16 protein-coding genes and 3 pseudogenes are annotated in these 23310 nt (G+C 48.9%); 10 read left to right on the top strand and 9 right to left on the bottom strand.

Going from position 1 to position 23310, the window contains the following annotated elements; all coding sequences use genetic code 11:
- Positions 1-192: 192 nt before the first annotated feature.
- Positions 193-1587: a serine endoprotease DegQ gene (gene degQ / locus AYY17_RS16395; RefSeq protein ID WP_067425383.1), complete on the bottom strand. Its 1395-nt coding sequence runs from the start codon at positions 1585-1587 to the stop codon at positions 193-195.
- Between the two features lie 233 nt (positions 1588-1820).
- The gene (zapG, locus tag AYY17_RS16390; protein ID WP_067367302.1) at positions 1821-2225 is read right to left on the bottom strand and encodes a Z-ring associated protein ZapG; all 405 of its coding nucleotides are present in this window, start codon (positions 2223-2225) and stop codon (positions 1821-1823) included.
- A gap of 184 nt (positions 2226-2409) precedes the next feature.
- Between zapG and zapE the strand changes: the two genes are divergently transcribed.
- The 6 genes and pseudogenes from zapE to AYY17_RS16360 all read left to right on the top strand — a co-directional run bounded on the left by zapE (position 2410) and on the right by AYY17_RS16360 (position 8102).
- Positions 2410-3540: a cell division protein ZapE gene (zapE, locus tag AYY17_RS16385; RefSeq protein WP_067425380.1), complete on the top strand. Its 1131-nt coding sequence runs from the start codon at positions 2410-2412 to the stop codon at positions 3538-3540.
- Positions 3541-3790: 250 nt separating this feature from the next.
- On the top strand, positions 3791-4219 hold the full coding sequence (rplM, locus tag AYY17_RS16380; protein ID WP_004236344.1) for a 50S ribosomal protein L13: 429 nt from the start codon (positions 3791-3793) through the stop codon (positions 4217-4219).
- A 15-nt stretch (positions 4220-4234) separates the two neighbouring features.
- Complete coding sequence (rpsI, locus tag AYY17_RS16375; protein WP_067366993.1) at positions 4235-4627, top strand: 30S ribosomal protein S9; 393 nt, start codon at positions 4235-4237, stop codon at positions 4625-4627.
- 369 nt (positions 4628-4996) lie between these two features.
- Positions 4997-5647: a stringent starvation protein SspA gene (gene sspA, locus AYY17_RS16370; RefSeq protein WP_067366996.1), complete on the top strand. Its 651-nt coding sequence runs from the start codon at positions 4997-4999 to the stop codon at positions 5645-5647.
- A 6-nt stretch (positions 5648-5653) separates the two neighbouring features.
- Positions 5654-6144 (top strand): annotated as a pseudogene (gene sspB / locus AYY17_RS16365) (ClpXP protease specificity-enhancing factor).
- Positions 6145-6908: 764 nt separating this feature from the next.
- Positions 6909-8102: a retropepsin-like aspartic protease gene (locus AYY17_RS16360; RefSeq protein WP_067425377.1), complete on the top strand. Its 1194-nt coding sequence runs from the start codon at positions 6909-6911 to the stop codon at positions 8100-8102.
- 67 nt (positions 8103-8169) lie between these two features.
- Here the strand turns inward: AYY17_RS16360 and AYY17_RS16355 are convergent, their stop codons facing one another.
- The 3 genes and pseudogenes from AYY17_RS16355 to gltB form a co-directional block, all read right to left on the bottom strand.
- Positions 8170-9588, bottom strand: coding sequence for an FAD-dependent oxidoreductase (locus tag AYY17_RS16355; RefSeq protein WP_067425374.1), 1419 nt, complete (start codon positions 9586-9588; stop codon positions 8170-8172).
- Positions 9585-10469 (bottom strand): annotated as a pseudogene (locus tag AYY17_RS22420) (GltB/FmdC/FwdC-like GXGXG domain-containing protein); the annotation flags it as partial. The gene AYY17_RS16355 and the pseudogene AYY17_RS22420, both read right to left, overlap by 4 nt.
- Before the next feature lie 183 nt (positions 10470-10652).
- A pseudogene (gltB, locus tag AYY17_RS16350) lies at positions 10653-14055 on the bottom strand (glutamate synthase large subunit); the annotation flags it as partial.
- Positions 14056-14697: 642 nt separating this feature from the next.
- Between gltB and arcB the strand changes: the two are divergent.
- The 3 genes from arcB (at position 14698) to mtgA (ending at position 18650) form a co-directional block, all read left to right on the top strand.
- Positions 14698-17031 (top strand): aerobic respiration two-component sensor histidine kinase ArcB, encoded by a 2334-nt coding sequence (arcB, locus tag AYY17_RS16345; RefSeq protein ID WP_067425688.1) that lies wholly within the window; start codon positions 14698-14700, stop codon positions 17029-17031.
- 239 nt (positions 17032-17270) lie between these two features.
- The gene (elbB, locus tag AYY17_RS16340) at positions 17271-17924 is read left to right on the top strand and encodes an isoprenoid biosynthesis glyoxalase ElbB (protein WP_067425371.1); all 654 of its coding nucleotides are present in this window, start codon (positions 17271-17273) and stop codon (positions 17922-17924) included.
- Positions 17925-17939: 15 nt separating this feature from the next.
- On the top strand, positions 17940-18650 hold the full coding sequence (gene mtgA, locus AYY17_RS16335) for a monofunctional biosynthetic peptidoglycan transglycosylase (protein ID WP_082981430.1): 711 nt from the start codon (positions 17940-17942) through the stop codon (positions 18648-18650).
- Between the two features lie 227 nt (positions 18651-18877).
- On the opposite strand, the gene dolP is transcribed toward mtgA, so the two are convergent.
- The 4 genes from dolP to AYY17_RS16315 all read right to left on the bottom strand — a co-directional run bounded on the left by dolP (position 18878) and on the right by AYY17_RS16315 (position 22375).
- Complete coding sequence (gene dolP, locus AYY17_RS16330; RefSeq protein ID WP_067401410.1) at positions 18878-19450, bottom strand: division/outer membrane stress-associated lipid-binding lipoprotein; 573 nt, start codon at positions 19448-19450, stop codon at positions 18878-18880.
- Positions 19451-19459: 9 nt separating this feature from the next.
- Positions 19460-20050, bottom strand: coding sequence for a DnaA initiator-associating protein DiaA (gene diaA, locus AYY17_RS16325; RefSeq protein ID WP_067401411.1), 591 nt, complete (start codon positions 20048-20050; stop codon positions 19460-19462).
- Between the two features lie 92 nt (positions 20051-20142).
- Positions 20143-20505, bottom strand: a complete 363-nt coding sequence (locus AYY17_RS16320) for a YraN family protein (protein WP_067401413.1) — start codon at positions 20503-20505, stop codon at positions 20143-20145.
- Positions 20506-20584: 79 nt separating this feature from the next.
- Positions 20585-22375, bottom strand: a complete 1791-nt coding sequence (locus tag AYY17_RS16315) for a penicillin-binding protein activator (protein WP_067425369.1) — start codon at positions 22373-22375, stop codon at positions 20585-20587.
- 60 nt (positions 22376-22435) lie between these two features.
- On the opposite strand from AYY17_RS16315, the gene rsmI reads away from it, so the two are divergent.
- Positions 22436-23308: a 16S rRNA (cytidine(1402)-2'-O)-methyltransferase gene (rsmI, locus tag AYY17_RS16310; RefSeq protein WP_067425366.1), complete on the top strand. Its 873-nt coding sequence runs from the start codon at positions 22436-22438 to the stop codon at positions 23306-23308.
- Positions 23309-23310 lie beyond the last annotated feature (2 nt).

Here is a 23310-nt window from a genome sequence, read left to right as displayed (position 1 = left end):
TAATACTAAACCCGGAAACGGGGCTGTATTTCAATGTTATCTGTTATTGCAGGAGGGCAGAGCCGCAATTTTTATTCCGCTTCTGTCATAACACTGTCTGTTATATGAAAAATCGCCGGCAGGTTCTTGCGGGATAAAAAAACCGCACCATGTTTAGTGGTGCGGCTCTGTGTTATCTGTAGCCGGAACTAATCAGCGACCGGCATTATTGAGCAGCAGGTAAATATCTTCACCACCGCGTAAAATATTCAGTGCGAGAACATTCGGTTTAGCATCAATTATCTTACGTAATTCAACAATACTCTGAACACGCTGGTTATTGACGCCGACAATCAGGTCACCGGCCTGCAGTGTGGATGCTTCAGCAGGTGATCCTTTCTGAACCACATCAACACTCACACCTTTGTCGCCTTGCTTATTACTGCCGTTGCTCAGTGTCGCGCCTTCCAGCAGAGTGGTCAGGTTTTCAGCTTTGGTCGTCTGACCTTCGCTGTTATCCAGAATCACACTGACATCCATGGCTGCACCTTTACGCAATAAGCCAATTTTGACTTCTTTGCCCGGTGGTGTGGTACCGACTTTTGCCCGTAACTCAGCAAAGCTGCCGACACGCTTGCCATCAACAGAGATAAGTACGTCACCGGCTTTGATTCCGGCTTTGGCCGCCGCTGATTTCGGGATAACTTCACTGACAAATGCACCGCGCTGTGCTTCCACATTCATGGCTTTTGCAATATCAGCATTCATTTCAGTACCACGGATCCCGAGGACGCCGCGTTTTACCTCACCGGTTGCGATCAACTGACCGGTCAGGTCTTTAGCCATATTGCTCGGGATAGCAAAGCCGATCCCGACGTTACCGCCGCCCGGTGCCAGAATCGCGGTATTAATACCGATAAGCTCGCCATTGAGGTTAAGCAGCGCACCACCGGAGTTCCCGCGGTTAATGGATGCATCCGTCTGAATAAAGTTTTCCAGCCCTTCCATATTCAGCCCGCTGCGGCCTAAGGCAGAGATAATCCCGGATGTGGCAGTCTGTCCTAACCCGAACGGGTTACCGACAGCCACAGTGAAATCACCCACGCGCAGTTTATCTGAGTCAGCCATTGTAATCGCAGTCAGGTTCGGGGCATTTTTTACCTGTAACAGCGCAATGTCTGTTTGCGGATCACGGCCGATTAAGGTGGCATCGTACTCACGTCCGTCATTGAGCTGGATCTGAATTTTATCGGCATTCTGAATAACGTGGTTATTCGTCAGTATGTAACCTTTTGCCGCATCAATAATGACACCGGAGCCCTGACCTTCAAACGGGCGCACACTTTCCTGTGCAGACGGTGCATTCGGACCGAAGAAGAACTTAAATTCTTCCGGAAGTTGCTGACGCTGAACCGCCGTACCGGAGACTTTGACACTGACAACCGCCGGTAATACTTTTTCCAGCATTGGCGCCAGGCTTGGTAATGATTCACCGGCAGCCAGTTTAGCCGGCAGCGCGGCATTTGAAATCGCCGGCATGACGGCGAGTGATAATCCGAGGCTGATGGCAACAGCACTGAGCAGGTTTTTTTTCTTCTTGTTCATCATGTGTTTTATTTCTCATTATTTAATAAGCTGAATCTGCGGCACACAAAGCCGCAGCATACGCAGTTAATCTTATGACTCTATATGCGGGATGAAAGTTCCGCGTTCAATGAGAATAAAACAACCTTTACAAGGCTTTACGAGAATTTAAATTCGCATTACGAATTGTTTCATGTAAATCATTAACTGGCTGAATTCAGATAAAAAAAAAACCGTGGGATCCACGGTTTTTCAGATTAATTTTCTTTGTTTTCGGCAGGACGGAACAGACCCGATGAACCGTCTGAGTAATCCCGCGGTGGTAATTTAACCGGCGGCTGGTCGTTATCCGCTTCCGCTTCTGTCAGGCGGTAATTAAACGGATTATCCTGAGCAGGAAGGCCGGGCATCAGTTCGGACGAGCTTTTCGCCATGTGCTGATATAACTGGCGGTAATCTTTTGCCATGTTATCAAGTAGTTCTGCGCTACGGGCAAAGTGACTGACGAGCTCTTTACGATACTCTTCCAGTTCCGCTTTGTTTTTATCCAGGTCACGCTTCATCGCTTCCTGCTCCCGGAGTTTTGAACTCCCCAGACGAACAGCAAGCGCACCAATGATTAAACCAACTGCTAAACCGATGAGTGCATATACCCAAATCATGGCAACTCCTTTAAGTGCATCATGCGCGTAAGATTCTGTTATCACTATAACCGGATTTGCTGTCCGGGGGGAATAGCGAACATCGTGCTTGCCGACATTATCCCGGATTTCTGAGTATAATGCCTGTCGCAACATCATAAAAATCTCAATAAAAACCATTGATAATGCTAAGGGATTATTGTTTATGAGTACAACACCGCGTGAATTGTATCAGCAGGCTCTGACCGGCCCGGCTTTTCAGCCGGATGACGTTCAGCGACTTACGGTTGAACGGCTGACACAGATGCATCAGGCTCTGGGTGAGCACTCTCCCTGCATACAAGAACCGGAAAAAGGGTTGCGAGGCACACTGAACCGCTGGTTGAAAAAAGTACCTGTGCAGACAGGTTGTCAGCCGGTACGGGGGCTTTATATGTGGGGCGGGGTCGGGCGCGGTAAAACCTGGCTGATGGATCTCTTTTATGACAGTCTGCCGGGTCCACGCAAACTGCGTCTTCATTTCCATCGTTTTATGTTACGGGTTCATGAAGAACTGGCAGAACATCAGGGACATGAAAATCCGCTGGAACTGATTGCTGATCGTTTTGCACAGGAAACCGATGTTCTTTGTTTTGATGAATTTTTTGTTTCAGATATCACGGATGCCATGATCCTCGGGTCATTGCTGGAAGCGCTGTTTAAGCGTGGAATTTCGCTGGTGGCTACATCAAATATTCCACCTGATGAGCTGTATCGTAACGGGTTGCAGCGGGCTCGTTTTTTGCCGGCGATTGAGCAGATAAAACACTATTGCGATGTCCTGAATGTTGATGCAGGAATTGACTACCGTCTGCGGACACTCACACAGGCGCATCTCTGGCTGACGCCATCAGACGGGCAAACCACCGCGGTACTGGATTCTATGTTCTCCCGTCTGACCGGCGGCGGGCACCATAGCGGTCAGATGCTGCTGACAATTAATCACCGCCCGATGCCGGTGGTACGGGAAGCAGACGGTGTGCTGGCGATTACGTTTCATACCTTGTGTGAGGATGCGCGCAGTCAGCTGGATTATATTGCGCTGTCAAAAATTTATCACACAGTGTTGTTGTATGGCGTACCGGTGCTGACAACCGAAAACGAGAATGCCGCCCGTCGTTTTCTTGCACTGACGGATGAATTTTATGAGCGCAAGGTCAAACTGATTATTCAGGCGGATACACAGATGGATGCGCTCTATCAGGGGCAGTTGCTGGCATTTGAATTTGCACGGTGTCTTTCACGATTGCAGGAAATGCAAAGTGAGGAGTATCTAAAAATGCCGCATCTGGCATAATACGTCCCCCTGAAAAGTACTTTCAGGTTTTTTTTCAAATTGGGGGTCGATCTTTTGTGGAGAGTTCTCTATAATCTTGCGACCCCACGTTACAGCGATTTTTTTATTTTCCCAAAAAGATCGCAACTAGTGCCAGATGATTCTGCTCGAAGGGGTAGGTTTACTGGACAAGCGTCGTGTGAACCTCAGTTTTAGTTTTCTGAACATTGAGTGTTCGCCAACATGTAACTTATTTATTGGGTAAGCTTTAATGAAAACTTTTACAGCTAAACCAGAAAGCGTACAACGCGACTGGTTCGTTGTTGATGCAACCGGCAAAACTTTAGGCCGTCTTGCAACAGAATTGGCTCGCCGCCTGCGCGGTAAGCACAAAGCGGAATACACTCCGCACGTTGACACTGGTGACTACATCATTGTTCTGAACGCAGAAAAAGTTGCCGTAACCGGTAACAAGCGTACTGACAAAGTGTATTATCGTCACACAGGTTACGTCGGTGGTATTAAACAAGCGACCTTCGAAGAGATGATCGCCCGCCATCCTGAGCGCGTTATTGAAATCGCTGTGAAAGGCATGTTGCCAAAAGGTCCTCTGGGCCGTGCAATGTACCGTAAGCTTAAAGTTTACGCAGGCAACGAGCACAATCACGCGGCACAGCAACCGCAAGTTCTGGACATCTAATCGGGATTATAGGCAATGGCTGAAAATCAATACTACGGCACTGGTCGCCGCAAAAGTTCATCCGCTCGTGTGTTTATTAAACCGGGTAGTGGAAACATCGTTATTAACCAACGTAGCCTCGAAAATTATTTCGGTCGCGAAACAGCACGCATGGTCGTTCGCCAGCCGCTGGAATTGGTTGATATGTTAGGTAAAATGGATCTGTACATCACTGTTAAAGGTGGTGGTATTTCAGGTCAGGCAGGCGCTATCCGTCACGGTATCACCCGTGCGCTGATGGTGTACGACGAATCTCTGCGTTCTGAGCTGCGTAAAGCTGGCTTCGTAACGCGTGATGCGCGTGAAGTTGAACGTAAAAAAGTGGGTCTGCGCAAAGCACGTCGCCGTCCACAGTTCTCCAAACGTTAATCACTGTTTTCGTTGGAATACAAAAACCCGCCTGTCGGCGGGTTTTTTTTTTAACAGCTATAAATATCCCGTCTTATCCTGTTTACTGCGTTTATTTCGTTAATCTATCCTGATTAATAATCGTTTTTAGTATTTTTGAATGATTTTTTGTTCAGACTCACCCTAAGTTGCCCGAAATCTGGTAGACTGGCACAAACATTTTTCTCACCCCTGAACACTAAACTGGTTTAGTGAAAACTAAAACCGGAAGACTGTTTCGCATCCTGATTGGCCGCGATGGTTTTCTTTCCCGGATTCAGTGAGAGATTACAGACAGGAATAGCGTACCGCGCTGTTCACGTCTTTATTTTGATAAACTTGGAGGTTTTCATGGCTGTCGCTGCCAACAAACGTTCGGTAATGACTCTGTTCTCCGGCCCGACCGATATTTTCAGCCACCAGGTACGAATTGTACTGGCGGAGAAAGGGGTAAGTTTTGAAATTGAACATGTCGAAGCGGGCAATCTGCCACAAGACCTGATCGATCTGAACCCATACCAGACGGTACCGACACTCGTGGATCGCGAACTGACGTTATATGATTCACGTATTATCATGGAATACCTTGACGAACGCTTCCCGCATCCGCCATTGATGCCGGTTTATCCTGTTATGCGCGCCCAGAGCCGTGTGATGATGCATCGCATCGAGCAGGACTGGTACACGCTGATGAATAAAATCGAGAAAGGCTCAGCCCAGGAAGCGAACCAGGCACGTAAACAGCTGACAGAAGAGCTGGTTGCTGTGTCACCGGTATTCAAAGAGTATGCGTATTTTATGAATGAAGAATTCAGCCTGGTGGATTGCTATCTGTCCCCGCTGTTATGGCGTCTGCCGGTTCTGGGTATTGATCTGTCAGCGCGTCCGTCTTCAGACACCAAACATCTGCAGTTCTATATGCAGCGTGTGTTTGAGCGTGACTCTTTCCTGGCATCTCTGACAGAAGCTGAGCGCGAAATGCGTTTACAATCCAGAGGTTAACCGCTGATGGATATCCCGGAAATGACACCACGGCGCCCATATCTGTTACGGGCGCATTATGAATGGTTACTGGACAATGAACTGACTCCGCACCTGGTTGTTGATGTTAATATGCCCGGTATTAATGTGCCGATGGAGTATGCTCAGGACGGACAGATTGTCCTGAATATTGCGCCACGTGCGGTGGGTGGGCTGGAAATGACCAACGAATGGGTAGCTTTAACGCCCGGTTCGGTGGTATTCCGCGCCAGGTTGATGTTCCGATGGCGGCAATTATTGCTATCTATGCCCGTGAAAATGGTGCCGGACTGATGTTTGAACCGGAACCGGCTTATGACGTGGCAGATGAAAACGATATTGCACATACCCCGGCGGCAGACAACATCACACTTATTCATGATGAACCGGCAAAACCGGCGGAGCAGAAAACGGACGGAAACGATCCCGAACCGCCAACGCCGCCGCGTGGTCGCCCAAACTTGCGTGTTGTGAAGTAACCGGTTGATATTGACAGTAAAAAAGACCCATAGCAGGGTCTTTTTTTTACTCTGAATCTGATAATCAGCAGTAGTAAAATATTCTGCTTTTGTCTGTTATTAAATATTACCGGCAAAATACGCTGTTTTTCAGTAAGCAGAATAGCGATGTACTGAAAGTACAAAAATATATCAGTAAATGGTCAGAATGTAGCTTTCTTACCTTTATTAATGTAAACAGCAGGTTCATTGGCTGCATTCTGAATGATGCAGGGTATCTGTATTTATCTTATTTTGAAATAATCCATTTGTTGAATTATCATAATATAATGACCCGGTTGTTATGATATAATGGAATTACTTTCATTTTTTAGTTTTTCCGGTACTCCATCTTCTTTTTATAAGTATAACCTCTTAATAAATCAGCTGCTGTCTGAAATTAATATGTGAAATGACGTACTCTTTTTGTAGTGTTTAGTCATGAAATGATAATGGCAGTTTAAAATTCGGAGTATGCGGGAGAGCAGTGTACGGAAGTTTATAAAGAGTGGTATGGAATAATCTGAATATATCGTCTTATACCCTTATTCATTCAAACTGCAGGTTCGTTGGCTTCGGTCAGTCTGCATACCGTATTAGCCTGACTGAAGGTTCGTGATGTTGGGTGTAGTGATGAAATTAGCTGTAAAGTAAAAAACTAATATTATTTTTTATTATAAGAATAATGATTTTTCTTTATGGGTAAGTGAATAAATATATTACAACTACCAGGAAGTGGGGATGTTATGGAAAAGGAATTTAATGTAATCAGTAAGGTTTTCTGCACGTCTGTAACGCTGTTATTGTCTGTTACGCTCTCCGGATGCACAGGTTCATTAAACCCGAAAGATCCTGTCGCAAAGCATTCATTTAAACATCAGAGCACCGGCTATATTCTTGTCCCTGTGACAATAGATAATGATAAGTATACATTCTTGTTGGATACGGATTCTCCGGCCTCTGTTCTGGATACCAGCTTAGTGAAAAAATTGTCGGACAATGTTTACAGCCCGCCGGTTTCTTACAGGCACTATTCTGATGAACTTGAAAAACCGGGAACAGAAGGTAATGTCAGTTTCATTAAGCCGGTTAATTTTAAGATTGGTAATTATGTCTTTAATGGCGGGGATGTGTGGATATCAAATGATCTTAATATCCTCTCAGAGTCAACCGGAGAAGAGATATCCGGCATTTTGGGTATCGATATTTACAGACGGTTAAACTGGGAGGTTGATAATAAAAATAAAACGCTGGCTATTTATTCCAATCCACCAAGTCTTGATGAATATGAAGACTGTATTCCTTATAGTGATGCTGCCTTTCATCCACCTCACTTCAGCGGAAATTTTAATAATAAAAAACGTACGGAAATCAACCTGGATACCGGTTCTGAATCAAGCTACATGGCTGAAGATATCCTGAAGTATCTGGTAAAAAGTAATAAAGCAACCTATCTTAATGAGATTGAAAACTCAGTGTCAGTTGATATTACCGGTGTACAGGAAAGTACTAAATCATCTTATTATGTCAGTGACTTTGAATTAAATAATATGACCTTCCCCGGACAGCGTTTTTCAGGCGATAAAACATCAGCAAGTGCCCTTGGTATGGATTTTTTTAAATCATTTGATAAATACGTGTTATCACCGGACAGAATGCTGATTTGTTATAATAGAAGTGAAAAAAGCCGGCTTAATTTTAAGCGTATCAGGTCGTTAAACCTGCGGGTTTCAGAGGGGAAAGTTGAGTTATTCTATAACAGTGCAAAAGTACTGAAAGCGTATAATTTAAGAAACGGAGATGTGTTAATTAATATTAACGGCACTCAATACCCTGCACATGCAGTGAATAAAGCAAAAGATCTGATTGATACATTACCTGACGGCGATGTGAAGCTGATATTTAATCGTGATGGTGAGCTGATTAATGTAAATCTGTAAGTATATTCACTTATTTATTCAAACGGATAGATAATGCGCTCTGAGATGACAGAGCGCATTACTGTTTTTAAACATGCAGATAATCGAGAATGCTCTCAGCGGCGCGGCGTCCTTCCGCAATGGCGGTCACCACAAGATCCGAGCCGCGCACCACATCCCCGCCGGCAAAAATACCACTGACTGAGGTTTCAAACGGGTACGGTGCCTGTGAGGAAGCGCTGATCCGCCCCTGAGTGTCGCGTTCGATATTCAGTGCATCCAGCCAGGGCATAGCGTGAGGCCGGAAGCCAAAGGCAATGATGACTGCATCTGCTTCAATGATATAAGCGGAACTATTATCTGTTTCAATGATACGACGCCCATTACTGTCGGTGCCGCCCAATTGTGTTGCTATAACGCGGACTCCGCACACCTCTCCCCGGTCATTGAGTTCTATGGCGTCAGGCTGACAGTGAAACTGAAAATTCACCCCTTCTTCTTTCGCATTTTTTACTTCCCGTCGCGAGCCGGGCATATTGTCTTCATCACGACGGTAAAGGCAGGTAACATCCGCAGCACCCTGACGGATGGCGGTACGCAGACAATCCATAGCGGTATCTCCGCCACCGAGCACAACCACCCGCTTATTTTTCAGGTCAATGTAGGGCGATGAATGATCATCCGGCAGTTCCATAATATGGCGGGTGTTGCCAATCAGATAGGGTAGGGCGCTGTAAACACCGGGCGCCTGTTCATTCGGCAGTCCGCCGCTCATTGGCTGATAGGTTCCGGCACCAATAAATACGGCATCATATTGTTGCTGTAATTCACTGAGTGAAATATCTTTGCCGATCTCGGTATTGAGATGAAACTCAATACCCATTTCAGTGAATAATTCGCGGCGGCGCTGCATAATGGATTTTTCCAGCTTGAATGCCGGAATACCAAAGGTAAGTAATCCGCCGATTTCAGGGTGTTTATCATAAACAACCGCATTGACGCCGTTGCGGATTAATACATCCGCGCAGGCAAGCCCGGCGGGGCCTGCACCAATCACCGCCACCGTTTTGCCTGTCGGACGGACAGCAGAGAGATCCGGTTTCCAGCCCATTTCAAAGGCTTTATCCGTAATGTAGCGTTCAATATTGCCGATAGTGACTGCACCGAATTCATCATGCAGCGTACATGCGCCCTCACACAGTTTGTCCTGCGGGCATACCCGGCCACATACTTCCGGCAGACTGTTGGTCTGATGGGCAAGTTCGGCGGCTTCAATAATCCGCCCCTCTTCCGCCAGTTTCAGCCAGTTCGGGATATAGTTATGAACCGGACATTTCCATTCACAGTAGGGATTGCCGCACCCGAGGCAGCGATCAGCCTGGTTCTGCACCTGGTTGTGTGAAAAGGATTCATAAATCTCGATAAATTCAGTTTTACGGCGCACCAGTGGTAATTTTTGCGGATCAATTCGCTGTAATTCAATAAATTGATAAACATTGCGGCTCATATTTTTTCTCCCTGCGGTGTCCGCAATCGTAATTCGGTATGGACCCGGCTGTGCTGCGTTATCAGTGTACTGAGATCGGCCGATTTAGGTTTGACCAGGATAAACCGTCCGACCCAGTGTGTCCATGCATTGAGGATTGCGTTTGCCCGCGCCGAACCGGTCAGACGGAGATGTTCCTGCAATATGCCTCGCAGGTGCTCCTGATGAGCGGGCAGATTACTGATAGCAAGGCTTTCTGTCATTTCCGGATTAACACGCCCGGCGATACTGCCGTCTTCATCAGCCAGATAGGCAAACCCGCCGGTCATTCCTGCGCCGAAGTTGATCCCGGTTTTTCCGAGCACACAAACAACGCCGCCGGTCATATATTCACATCCGTTATCACCTACGCCTTCCACGACCGCGAACGCGCCGGAGTTGCGCACGGCAAAGCGTTCTCCCGCACAGCCTGCGGCATAGAATTTCCCGCCGGTCGCGCCATAAAGGCAGGTATTTCCGGCAATAGTAGTTTCATGGGCGATAAATGCAGAGCCGGGGTACGGATGCACAACAATCTGCCCGCCGGCCATGCCTTTCCCGACGTAATCATTGGCATCCCCCGTCAGGGTTAGTTCAATACCGGCGGCATTCCAGACACCGAAACTTTGCCCGGCCGTACCGGTGAAATACAGTTTCAGCGGGGCAGCAGCGGCACCTGTGTCGCCATGAGTTTCTGCAATAAAACCGGACAGTGACGCGCCGACAGAGCGGTCAGTATTGCGGATATCATAATAAAATGCCCGCGATTGCTGATTTTGTACATAAGGGCGGGCATCTTCAAGGATCCGCTGATTCAGTTCGCCTTTATCAAATGCCGGATTGCTTTCACAGCAGAAACGGGCAGCTCCGTTTTGCGGGACAGGGGAAGCAAGCAGATCCTGTAAATTAATTTTGTGATGTCTGGCGGTCGTTCCCGGTATCTGATGCAGCAAATCAGTGCGCCCGATAAGATCAGTCAGCTTTGTTACACCAAGCTGTGCCATCAGTTCACGGGTCTCCTGCGCGATAAAACGGAAGTAGTTCATTACCCGCTCCGGCAGGCCGTGGTAATGATCACGGCGCAGTGTTTCATCTTGTGTGGCAACACCGGTCGCACAGTTGTTCAGATGACAGATTCGCAGGTATTTACAGCCAAGCGCGACCATAGGACCGGTGCCAAAACCAAAACTTTCCGCGCCGAGAATAGCGGCCTTGATAACATCCAGCCCGGTTTTCAACCCACCATCTGCCTGCAACCGGACTTTGTGACGTAATCCGTTGCTGACCAGTGCTTGTTGCGCTTCTGCCAGTCCGGGTTCCCACGGGGAACCGGCATATTTTACCGAGGTCAGCGGACTGGCACCGGTGCCGCCGTCATAACCCGATATCGTGATGAGATCCGCGTAGGCTTTTGCCACCCCGGTCGCGATTGTGCCGACACCCGGTTCAGACACCAGTTTGACAGAGATAAGTGCCTGCGGATTGACCTGTTTGAGGTCAAAAATCAGCTGTGCAGATCTTCGATAGAGTAAATATCATGGTGCGGCGGCGGAGAAATCAGTGTGACGCCGGGAACGGAATAGCGCAGTGAGGCAATATACGGCGTGACTTTGTCCCCGGGAAGCTGTCCGCCTTCACCGGGTTTTGCGCCTTGTGCCACTTTAATCTGAATAACCCGGGCGCTGCGCAGGTAGCCGGGCGTCACACCAAACCGTCCTGATGCCACCTGTTTGATTTTGGACTCTTTTTCTGTTCCGTACGCGCGGGGTCTTCGCCCCCTTCGCCGGAATTGGAGCTGCCGCCGAGGCGGTTCATGGCAATCGCCAGTGCTTCATGGGCTTCAGGGCTTAATGCGCCGACAGACATCGCGGCGGTATCAAACCGGGTAAACAGTGAGTCGGCGGATTCGACTTCATCTATGTTTACGGGCTGTGTATCCGTGCGCAGTGCCAGCAGGTCGCGCAGCATGGCGACCGGGCGGGTATTAACCAGATCTGCGTAACAGCGGTAATCGGCATAGTCTCCGCTGTGGACGGCTTTTTGTAATGCGTTTACCACGTCCGGATTCCAGGCATGGTATTCACTGTTATGAACATATTTCAGCAACCCGCCCGCATCCGGTTGCTTGCGCGGCAGCCAGGCATGGCGGGATAAATCACATAAATCCTGCTGGAAATCACTGAAATCAGCCCCGCCTACCCGGTTTGCCGCGCCCTGAAAACAGAGATCTGCCACCGCATTATCCAGCCCGACCGCTTCAAACAGTTTTGCACAGCGGTAAGAGGCAACGGTGGAGATCCCCATTTTGGACATGATTTTATACAGCCCTTTGTTGATCCCGTTGCGGTAGTTAAGCAGAACCTGTTGTGCTGAGTGATTAATTACTCCGGCGCTGCTTAATTTCAGTAATGATTCACAGGCCAGATACGGGTAAATCGCTGTGGCACCAAAGCCCAGCAGAACGGCAAAGTGGTGGGGATCCCTCGCCCCGGCAGTTTCGGCAATAATATTGGCGTCACAGCGCAGATTTTGGCTGACCAGGCGCTGTTGCACTGCACCAACAGCCATTGGTGCGGGGATCGGTAATGTATCAGGTGAAATATGTCTGTCACTGAGTATGACTAACACTGCACCCCCGCGGACAGCGGCTTCTGCATTATCACACAGAGAGCGGATCGCCTGCTCCAGTGAGGTTTCCTGCGGATTGAAACAGAGGTCAAATACGTGTGACCGGTAGTTGTGCGGATCACGGCTCAGAAGTTGCTCAAAATCAGTGTGCATCAGTACCGGGGATTTCATGCTCAGGCGGTGTGCCTGACCTTCAGCCTCACAAAAGACATTCATTTCCCGCCCGATACTGGTTGCCAGTGACATCACATGAGCTTCACGCAGCGGATCAACCGGCGGATTTGTGACCTGGGCAAATTGTTGGCGGAAGTAATCATAAATCAGTCGGGGGCGGGCGGAGAGTACCGCAAACGGGGTATCATCACCCATTGAACCGACCGCTTCCTGTCCGTTTTCACCCAGTACCCGCAGAACCTGCTCCAGCTCTTCAAGGGTATAACCGAATTGCTTCTGATAAACGGCAAGCTGTGCGTCATCCAGTGTCCGCTGAGGTGGTATGCTGTCCATCAGGGTCTCATAAGGCGTCAGACGCAGGACATTTTTTTCCAGCCAGGCTTTGTACGGATGGCGGGTTTTGAGGTCATTATCCGTCTCATGTGCATGCAGAATTTTACCTTCCTGTGTGTCGATAACCATCAGTTCACCCGGTCCGACACGTCCTTTTTCCACCACTTCATCGGGCTGATAGTCCCATATTCCGATTTCAGAGGCGCAGGTGATCAGTTTGTCGGTGGTTATGACATACCTCGCCGGGCGTAACCCGTTGCGGTCAAGATTACAGGCGGCATAGCGCCCGTCTGAAATCACGATACCGGCAGGGCCATCCCACGGCTCCATGTGCATGGAATTGAAATCAAAAAAGGCGCGTAAATCTTCATCCATATCCGGATGATTCTGCCATGCCGGTGGCACCAGCAGGCGCATGGCGCGCACCATATCCATTCCGCCGTTGAGAAATAACTCCAGCATATTATCCAGCGAGCTGGAGTCCGATCCGGTTTCATTCACAAACGGCGCAGCATTGATAAGATCAGGAATAAGCGGTGTGCGGAATTTATAAGCGCGGGCGCGGGCCCATTCGCGGTTGCCGGTAATGGTATTGATTTCACCATTGTGTGCCAGATAGCGGAACGGTTGCGCCAGCGGCCAGCGGGGAACGGTATTTGTCGAAAACCGCTGGTGGAACAGACAGATGGCAGATTGCATCCGTAAATCCGCCAGATCAGGATAGAAGCGCGGCAGGTCTGCCGCCATGCATAATCCTTTGTAAATCGTGACCAGATTGGAAAGACTGCAAACATAAAAATCCGGGTCGGTAATGCGTTTTTCAATACGCCGCCGCGCCATAAACAGGCGGCGCTCCAGATCCCGTGCCCGCCATCCGGCCGGTGCATTGACAAAAACCTGTTCAATCAGGGGCATCCCGGCAAGGGCGATTTCACCCAGGATATCCGGTCTGACCGGCACTTTGCGCCAGCCTGCCACGGACAATGTTTCATCGCGTAGCTCTTCTTCGATAATCTCGCGGCAGGCTTGTGCAATCAGCGGATCCTGACTGAGAAACAGCATTCCGACTGCATAATTACGCGCCAGCTGCCATTGATTCTGCTCCGCTATCAATCGGAAGAAGCGATCAGGTTTTTGTAATAGCAACCCGCAGCCATCGCCGGTTTTACCATCAGCCAGAATAGCCCCGCGATGCTGCATACGGGCTAATGCATTGATTGCGGTGCGCACCACTTTGTGGCTGGGCTCTCCCTCAAGATGAGCTATCAGCCCGAAACCGCAGTTATCCTTGTCTTGTGACGGGTTATAAAGCATACAGGCCCCTTTTGCATGTCTCACATTGTGCCGTTAATTCAACGGCTAAGCGTGTTTCCGGGCCTCAGTCAGCCGTTACTGACAGTTAATACGTCAGTAAAAGATGCAGTGATAGTGTGTTTGTGCCGGTACCGGTATGAATAGTTATGATGCCGGAGCAGGCGACAGGCAGCCCGGAAGGTCGTTTTTCAACTTATCGGTAAATGATATTCAGGTCAAATATCAGGAAAATAGCAGTAACGGATACTGATTATTGTGATAATACAATGAAAAAGAACCTTTTTATGGTCTTTAATTCCTTTTTTATACGTCCGGATAACGCTTTTTTTATGTGATGAATATCACTGTTTTTTGTGGCTTATCGCCGTGCAGCATGGGTATTTTTTTGTATAACCTGATTTTATCTGCTTTGTTCCTGCTAATTTACAGATAAATGTCGTGTTTTTGTTTTTGTTCAGTGAAAAAAACAGAGACCGGTATCAAAGCAGTCATATTATCCGGTGTGATGTGATTATTTTTTCTGTTAATTTGATTTTTTATGTAATCCGTTACGATACGGGCCGGGACAATAACCGCTCAGCACGCGGTGATCCGCACATTTTACGATATGATACTAACCCTTATTCAGCGGGTGGAGCAGGTATGAAATTGCTACGCGGTTTAGCGCAATATTATGTTGATTTACTGATGAAGCTCGGGCTTGTCAGGTTCTCGTTATTACTGGCTTCCGGGCTGGTGGTTTTGGCGATGGTGGTACAGATTGCTGTCACGATACTGTTGCAGGGAGAAGTGCAGAGTATCGACCTTGTCCGGTCAATTTTCTTCGGGCTGCTTATCACGCCGTGGGCGGTTTATTTTATGTCTGTGGTGGTGGAGCAACTGGAGGAATCCCGCCAGCGTCTGTCGCGTCTGGTGAGTAAACTGGAAGTGATGCGCAAGCGGGATCTGGAGCTCAATGAGCAGTTGAAGGAAAACATCAGTCAGCTGAATCTGGTTATCACCGAGCGTGAGAAAGTGGAAGGCGAACAGGTTATCCTGCTGGATAAACTGAAAAAAGAGATGAGCCGCCGCGAGCAGACCCAACTGGAGTTTGAGCAGCAATCTGTCCTGCTGCGCTCCTTTCTGGATGCCTCTCCTGATCTGGTTTACTACCGCAACGAAAAAAATGAATTCTCCGGCTGTAACCGCGCGATGGAACTGCTGACCGGGCGCAGTGAAAAACTGCTGCGCGGGCTGACTCCGCGTGATATCTATGAGACTGAAATTGCTGATAAAGTGATGGAAACGGATGAAAAAGTTTTCCGTCATAATGTCTCTCTCACTTATGAGCAGTGGCTGGTGTATCCGGACGGGCGCAAAGCCTGTTTTGAGCTGCGCAAAGTGCCGTTCTATGACAGTGTCGGCAAGCGCCACGGTCTGATGGGATTCGGGCGTGATATCACTGAGCGCAAGCACTACCAGGAGGCGATTGAAAACGCCAGCCGTGAAAAAACGACGTTTATCTCCACCATCAGCCACGAACTGCGCACGCCGCTGAACGGTATTGTCGGGCTGAGCCGTATTTTACTGGATACGGAACTGGATGCAGAGCAGGAAAAGTACCTGAAAACGATCCACGTCAGCGCTGTGACACTCGGCAATATCTTCAATGATGTGATTGATATGGATAAACTGGAGCGACGCAATGTCCGCCTGGATATCCAACCGGTGAATTCAGCTGAGTTTATTTCAGATCTGGAAAATCTCTCCGGGCTGTTGGTTCACCCGAAAGGGTTGCAGTTTACGCTTGATCTTGTTCAGCCTGTTCCGCAGGTGCTCCTTACTGACGGCACCCGTTTGCGCCAGATCCTGTGGAACCTGATAGGCAATGGTGTGAAGTTTACCCGTGAGGGCGGAATTTCAGTAAAAGTGTGGCGTGAAGCAAACGACATGCTCTACTTTGAGGTCCGTGATTCCGGGATAGGTATCCCGCAGGAAGAGCTGGAAAAAATCTTTGCGATGTATTACCAGGTCACAGACAGCGCAGGCGGGCGTCCGGCAACCGGTACAGGAATTGGTCTGGCGGTTTCCCGCCGTCTGGCACAGGCAATGGGCGGGGATATCACCGTGACCAGTGAACCGGGCAAAGGCTCCTGTTTTACACTCTCCATCTGCGCGCCCGCGCAGGAAGAGTCAGCAGAGGATGAAGATGAAGGTCTGCTGTTGCCGGCACTGAATATTTTGCTGGTGGAAGATATTGAGCTGAATGTGGTGGTGGCGCGCTCTGTCCTGGAAAAACTGGGTAATACCGTGGATGTCGCCATGAATGGCCATGACGCGCTGGCGATGTTCTCTCCTGAAGAGTATGACCTGGTATTGCTGGATATTCAGTTACCGGATATGAGCGGGCTGGATATCGCCCGTGAGCTGCACCGGCGCTATCAGCCGGATGATTTGCCGCCGCTGGTGGCACTGACGGCAAATGTGCTTAAAGATAAAAAAGAGTATCTGGATGCCGGGATGGATGAAGTGCTGAGTAAACCGCTTGCTGTCGGTGCTCTGACACAGGTTATAGCGAAATTCTGGGGAGATGGCACTGAGGGTCTGCCTGCATCTGAACCTGTACAGGAAGCCGCTGAGGACGTTTATGCGCAGTCACTGGATCTGGAAATGCTGAATCAGTACATTGAACTGGTGGGACCGAAGCTTATCCATGACAGTCTGGATGTGTTTGAAAAAATGATGCCGGGTTATCTGGCTATTCTCAATTCCAATATGGTGGCGAAAGATCAGAAAGGGGTTGCGGAAGAAGGGCACAAGATCAAAGGTGCGGCAGGCTCTGTCGGATTGATTCACCTGAGACAGGTCGCTCAGCAGATTCAGTCTCCGGATTTACCGGCATGGGCAGATAACGTCCAGGAATGGGTTGATGAGCTCAATCATGATTGGGAAAGCCAGGTGGAGATTTTAAGAAAGTGGCTGGCGGATCGCAGGTAAAAATAACCCCAACCGAAGTTGGGGTGCGCGAATACTGCGCCAACACCAGGGAAACTGGTTCACCCGCTTCAACTATTATCGTTATTTAGGCGAGTGATGAATTAGGCTTTTACATCATACAGACATCAACATAGCAAAGATAAGTATTTTTGTTACAAGATTCATTAAAAACTGTGATGAAGATAGGTGTTTGCGTCTCTGAAAGGTCAGGGATTAATTTACTGCAAAGGGAGTCAGATATGAAATCCGTTGGTATTGTTTTAAGTGGGTGTGGTGTTTTTGATGGCAGCGAGATCCATGAATCAGTGCTTTCACTGCTCAGTTTGACACAATCCGGTGCCTGCGTTCATTTTTTTGCACCGGATGAACCTCAACGCACTGTTATTAATCATCTTTCAGGTGAGGAAGAAAACGACAAACGTAATGTTCTGGAAGAGTCTGCACGGATTTCCCGCGGACAAATCCGCCCGTTATCAGAGGCTGATGCAGCGCAGCTTGATGCCCTGATTATTCCCGGAGGATTTGGCGCTGCCAAAAATTTATGTGATTTCGCCACAAAAGGATCTGCCTGTGAAATTAATAAATATTTTTTATTATTAGCACGGGAAATGCTGGCACAAAACAAACCCATGGGGTTTATATGTATCGCGCCGGTAATGATCCCGAAAATCGTAAATTCATCAGTTCAACTTACTATTGGTAATGATCCCGCGGTTGCGGAGGCGATCGCTGAAATGGGCGGTGTTCACGTAAACTGTACGGTGGATAATATCGTCGTAGATGAAACCCATAAAATCGTGACAACACCAGCTTATATGCTGGCTGAGAATATCGTACAGGCGCAGGCCGGTATTGATAAACTGGTTAAGAAAGTTCTGCAAATGGCAGGATAATCAGTGAGGGAAATTATGAGGGGGATTTTGCGGTTTCTGCGGAAAATAGTTGTTTTTGTTATGTTGTTATGGGTAACAATGATAATTTTGTTCGCATTTCTCCCTGTGCCCTATTCTATGGTAATGTTGGAAAGACAGGTTTCAGCATGGGCAACATTTAATTTTTCTTATGTCGCCCGCAGTACATGGGCGGGTGAAAGTGCTATTTCCCCTTATATAAAGCTGGCAGTGATTGCGTCAGAAGACCAACGCTTCCCTGATCATCACGGATTTGATTTTGACGCAATTTCCGATGCACTCTCACAAAGCAGTAAAAAGGGGCATTCATCCCGGGGGGCATCCACACTGACGCAGCAGACAGTAAAAAATCTGTTTTTGTGGGACGGACGGAGTTGGGTACGTAAGGGACTGGAAACGTTACTGACGCCGGGTGTGGAACTTATCTGGTCAAAATCGCGGATCCTGACGGTCTATCTCAATATTGCCGAGTTCGGACCGGGCATTTTCGGTGTGGAAGCTGCATCACAGCACTTTTTTCATAAAAGCGCCAAAAACCTGACAGCGGCTGAAGCTGCTCTGCTGGCGGCGGTATTGCCTAATCCGCATCGCCTGCGTGCGGATAAACCCTCGGCTTATGTGCGCGGGCGTCAGCAATGGATTTTACACCAGATGCAACTGCTGGGCGGGAGCGAATTTCTGAGGAAAAATGACCTTACAGATAAGTAACAGGAATATAATTAATTTCCCTTTTTTTTCATTTTAACGACAGGTATAAATAATGAGAGTGGCTGAATTAGTAAGTTCGATATAATTCTCTCAGTATTCGTTATTTGTTGATATTTCCTGTTTTTTTATCAATGCAGGTTATCATTCGTTATTTACCGACCTGAGCTGCAGGGTAAAAAAAAACCTGACTTTGGGTCAGGTTTCTTATCTGTTTCTGAAAGCCCCGGTTAATTGAGCCAGGTAAAGGCGGTGGTGACTTTCTTCGCGCCGTCGGTTTCACTGGCGATTTTGGCTGCGGCAGCACCTTCCTGACGCGTCACCACACCCAACAGGAAAATCTCTCCGTTTTCAGTCAGCACCTTAATATTGGCTGATTTTACTGCGTCGCTGGTCAGCAGCTTGGAGCGGACTTTAGTGGTTATCCACGCATCTTTTGATGCCGTACCCAAATCAACAGGGGCACCCTGACGGACTTCGTTGTAAACCATTTCGGTTCCGTCGACTTTAGCGGCAATTTCTTTTGCGCGCCGGGCCAGAGACAAATCATCAGCCTGACCAATCAGCAGCACTTTCCCCTGATAGGCAACCGGGATAATACGCGCCTGCTTGATATCTTTATCTTTATTGAGCTGGCCGCTGACACGGGCTTCTAATGTGCCGTCATCGACCTGTGTGCCGACAGAGCGGGGGTCTGTGGCGGCTTTGGTTGCAACAGCCGCAGATCCGACGATAGCTGCGCCGATACATCCCTGTAACAGTAATGCGGTACAGACAAGTGCTGCCACGGGCACAATTCTCATAATATCTCCTTAGTCTTCCTGATGGGGGAAAAGGGTATTGTCGATTAAATCACATAAACAATTTACCGTCAGCATATGCACTTCCTGTATGCGAACACTGCGTTGTGACGGCACGCGGATTTCCACATCCTGCGGACCCAGTAATCCGGCCAGTTCCCCGCCATCGTAGCCGGTCAGAGCAACAATAGTCATATCACGGGTAACCGCAGCTTCGACAGCTTTAATAATATTACGGCTGTTTCCGTGTGTGGAAATGGCCAGTAACACATCACCTGCCTGTCCTATAGCCCGGACTTGTTTAGCATAAATCTCATCCTGCTGCCGGTTGGCGGCAATCGCCGTCATCACGACGTTATCTGTATTCAGCGCCAGTGCGGGTAAGCTCGGACGCTCAGTTTCGAAGCGGTGGATCATACTGGTGGCGAAGCGTGATGCCGTCGCCGCGGAACCGCCGTTTCCGCAACAGAGTATTTTATTGCCACTTAATAAGGACTGAACCATCATCATGGCCGCCCGGGAAATGGCATCCGGCAGTGCTTCTGCTGCCGCAATCTGAGTCTGAATACTTTCAGTAAAACACTGTTTGATTCTATCTAACACGTTAGGGCCTGCTATTAGCGACGGGTTATACCCTTATTCATGCAAACTGCAGGTTCGTTGGCTGCATCCTGAATGACGTCGGGTGTATTACATTAATAAAAGTCAGTATGACCAAAGGCGTTTTTCAGCCATTCGACATGGTCACCGGTTATAGCACAAATGTCAAAACGACAGTCACAGGTCATCATGCTCAGCTGCCGCTGAGATAACCAGCAGGCCGCCGCATACAGTAACCGGCGTTGCTTGGTTTTGGTGACACTGGCCGCAGCACCGCCATACAGTGCATTGCGGCGGTAACGGACTTCAGTAAATACCCATGTGCCGTTATCCTGCATAATTAAATCGATTTCACCACGGCGAAACCGGACATTTTTCGCAACAAACGTCAGTCCCTGACTTTCCAGCCAGGTCCTGGCAAATTGTTCGTGCTGCCGGCCTGTCAGCCATCTAAGCATAAATACGTCATCCCTGTGAATCTATTATGCCAAACAGAACGGGGGTGACCTCCTGTCACCCCCGAAAATCAGACAAAACTTAGTCAGCAGATGCCAGCGGTGTGATGTTGCCCTGCTTAAAGACAAGCCACGGAAGCCGGCGGTAAACCGTACAATTATCCGTAATGGAGAGATCTCCGCTCGCACCACTTATGCGCAGGGAGTGACTCTGCATATCCCCGTACTGATTCGCCAGACGCCAGGCATCCATTCCCATGGCATACAACCGGACCCGGGTATAATCATTACCAAAACGTCCTGCGACCTGGTTGAGTAACTGCGGGTTACCACCGGCAATTAACGGGATGTCAGTCAGTCTGAGGCCTTCCATTTCAAACTGAAAATCTTTTCCGGTGCCGGCTTTGTTGCTGCGGGAACTGGCATAAAAGGCCGGACGCCCGCGGGCACTGGTGGCAAATTCCAGCATTGGTTTAATGTAAGTCAGTTGATCGGATGTGGCGATAATATAGACAGAATCCACACCGACACCGGTTGGCTCCGGCTGGCTTACCAAACCGTCAGTCTGTCCGGTCTGCTGTGATGCAGGAATAACCGGAACCCCGGAAAGCGGGATTGCACTGCCCGGATTTCCGGAGAATGTCTGGTGAAGCACAACGCCGCCGCCGGATTTTTGCCATTCATCAGCAAAGCTTTGCGCAATACGACGACCGAAACTGTTGTCCTGCGTCAGTACCAGTGGGGCAGATTTATTTTCCTGACGGATAAACTGCGCGGCATTGCGGGCTTCATCTTCAGGTGAGAGTGAAAAATAGCAGACATTCGGTTTGGCGATTGGTGCGTCCAATTCATTGAGCGCAAGAATATTCAGAGGGGTATTACTTGATGCGAGGGCGGTAACATCCCCCTTAAACAATGGCCCGACAATCAAATCCATGCCGTCAGCCTGTGCCTGTGCCAGTAATGTTGTAAGTGGCTGGCTGTCGGTGTCGTAGATTTTTACATCGGTGACACTGCGGGCTTCTCCGCTGTATGGCTGAACCTGCGGAGCCGATGTTACGGCAGCTGTCACGGCAGGGCTTGCAGCCGTGGCTCCGTCACTGTCGGCATTATTTGATGGCGCACCATTAGCCTGATCAGGCGTGCTGATATCTTTATCCGGATCCGCGGCACTGACAGTCGTTTGTGCCGTTACCGGTTCCGTTGTCAGCGCGGGCTGATTTACAGGCGCCTGTGTTGTTGTCTGCTGATAGCCGGTGGTAAAGTTTGCCACACCGTTTTGTGCATCAGTAAAGCCCTGACGGATGGCATCGCCCATCAGTTTTGCCTGACCACTCAGCGGCAGAAACAGCGCGACACGGGTATTTTTCCCGGTCTGATTGTACATGCTGCTCATAGACTGGATTAAATCCTGCGGCAGAAGTTTTGCCGCCGGGTTTTCCGGATAACGGATTTGCCAGTCACTGACGGCGGCAAGCAGTGCTTTTTGATCCTGCTGATTGCCCTGCCAGAGGATCAGGAGATCCATCCAGCCACGTAAAGTGGTTTCATCGGCTTTAATCTGAACCTTGTTGCGCTCATCAGGTGAAAAACGTGTTAGCATCAGCCAGGTTTCGTTAATGTTTTGCTGGTGTGCGTCCGGGTCTGTGAGCAGTGGCTCCTGAGCGATAAATGCACGGACAGCATCCATTGACGGCTGTCCGGCGGCAGCATCGATAACCCGCTGATATTGCTGAACCAGCGTTTCCGGTTGGTTTTTGCCACCTGTACCCGCAGTTTGATTATCAAGCGTACACCCTGAGATAATCAATGTTGAAAATAATGCGGTACAAAGTAATTGCTTGCGGTAACGCGATAAAGTTAAGGAAAACATACTGTACCCGGTTATAGTTTTCTGAAAGCTCAATTCTAATGTGATCATCTGGATGAAACAATGAATCAACCTAATCGAGCCGTGGTTGCGGCAGCGACACTGTATGTTGTGCCGACACCTATCGGCAATCTGAACGACATTACTGCGCGTGCTCTGGACGTTCTTACGCATGTCGATCTGATTGCGGCTGAAGATACACGGCATACCGGTTTGTTACTTTCTCATTTCGGGATTAATAACCGGCTGTTTGCGCTGCATGATCATAATGAACAGTATAAAGCAGATCAATTAATTACCAAATTACAGTCAGGAACGAGTATCGCATTAGTCTCTGATGCAGGTACACCATTAATTAACGATCCCGGCTATCATCTTGTCCGTCGTGCCCGCGATGCGGGACTGACTGTTATCCCGCTGCCCGGCGCCTGCGCTGCGGTGACAGCACTGAGTGCAGCAGGTCTGCCGTCAGATCGTTTTTGTTACGAAGGGTTTCTGCCGGCAAAAACCAAGAGCCGTCAGGACACCTTGCAGGCGCTGGCAGAAGAGCCGAGAACACTGATTTTCTATGAATCTACGCATCGTCTTCTGGATACACTGGCAGATATGGTCACCGTATGGGGCGCAGAGCGCTATGTTGTGCTGGCGCGGGAGCTGACAAAGACCTGGGAGTCGATTCAGGGCAAACCGGTCGGCGAATTACTGGCGTGGGTTCTGGAAGATGAGAATCGCCGTAAAGGTGAGATGGTCCTGATTGTTGAGGGAGCAAAGCCGGTTGAGAATGACGAATTCAGTCCGGAAATTTTGCGTGCGCTCGCGATTATACAAAAAGAACTGCCGCCGAAAAAAGCTGCCGCAATCGTGGCAGAGATTTACGGCGTGAAGAAAAATGCGCTGTACCGTTACACTCTGGAGAGTGATACGCCGCAGCTGTGATG

The sequence above is a fragment of the Morganella psychrotolerans genome (genome assembly GCF_001676055.1).
GTDB classification, from domain to species: domain Bacteria; phylum Pseudomonadota; class Gammaproteobacteria; order Enterobacterales; family Enterobacteriaceae; genus Morganella; species Morganella psychrotolerans_B.
The sequence above is the reverse complement of the archived record's forward strand: the minus strand, read 5'-3'. Positions and strand labels throughout refer to the sequence as shown.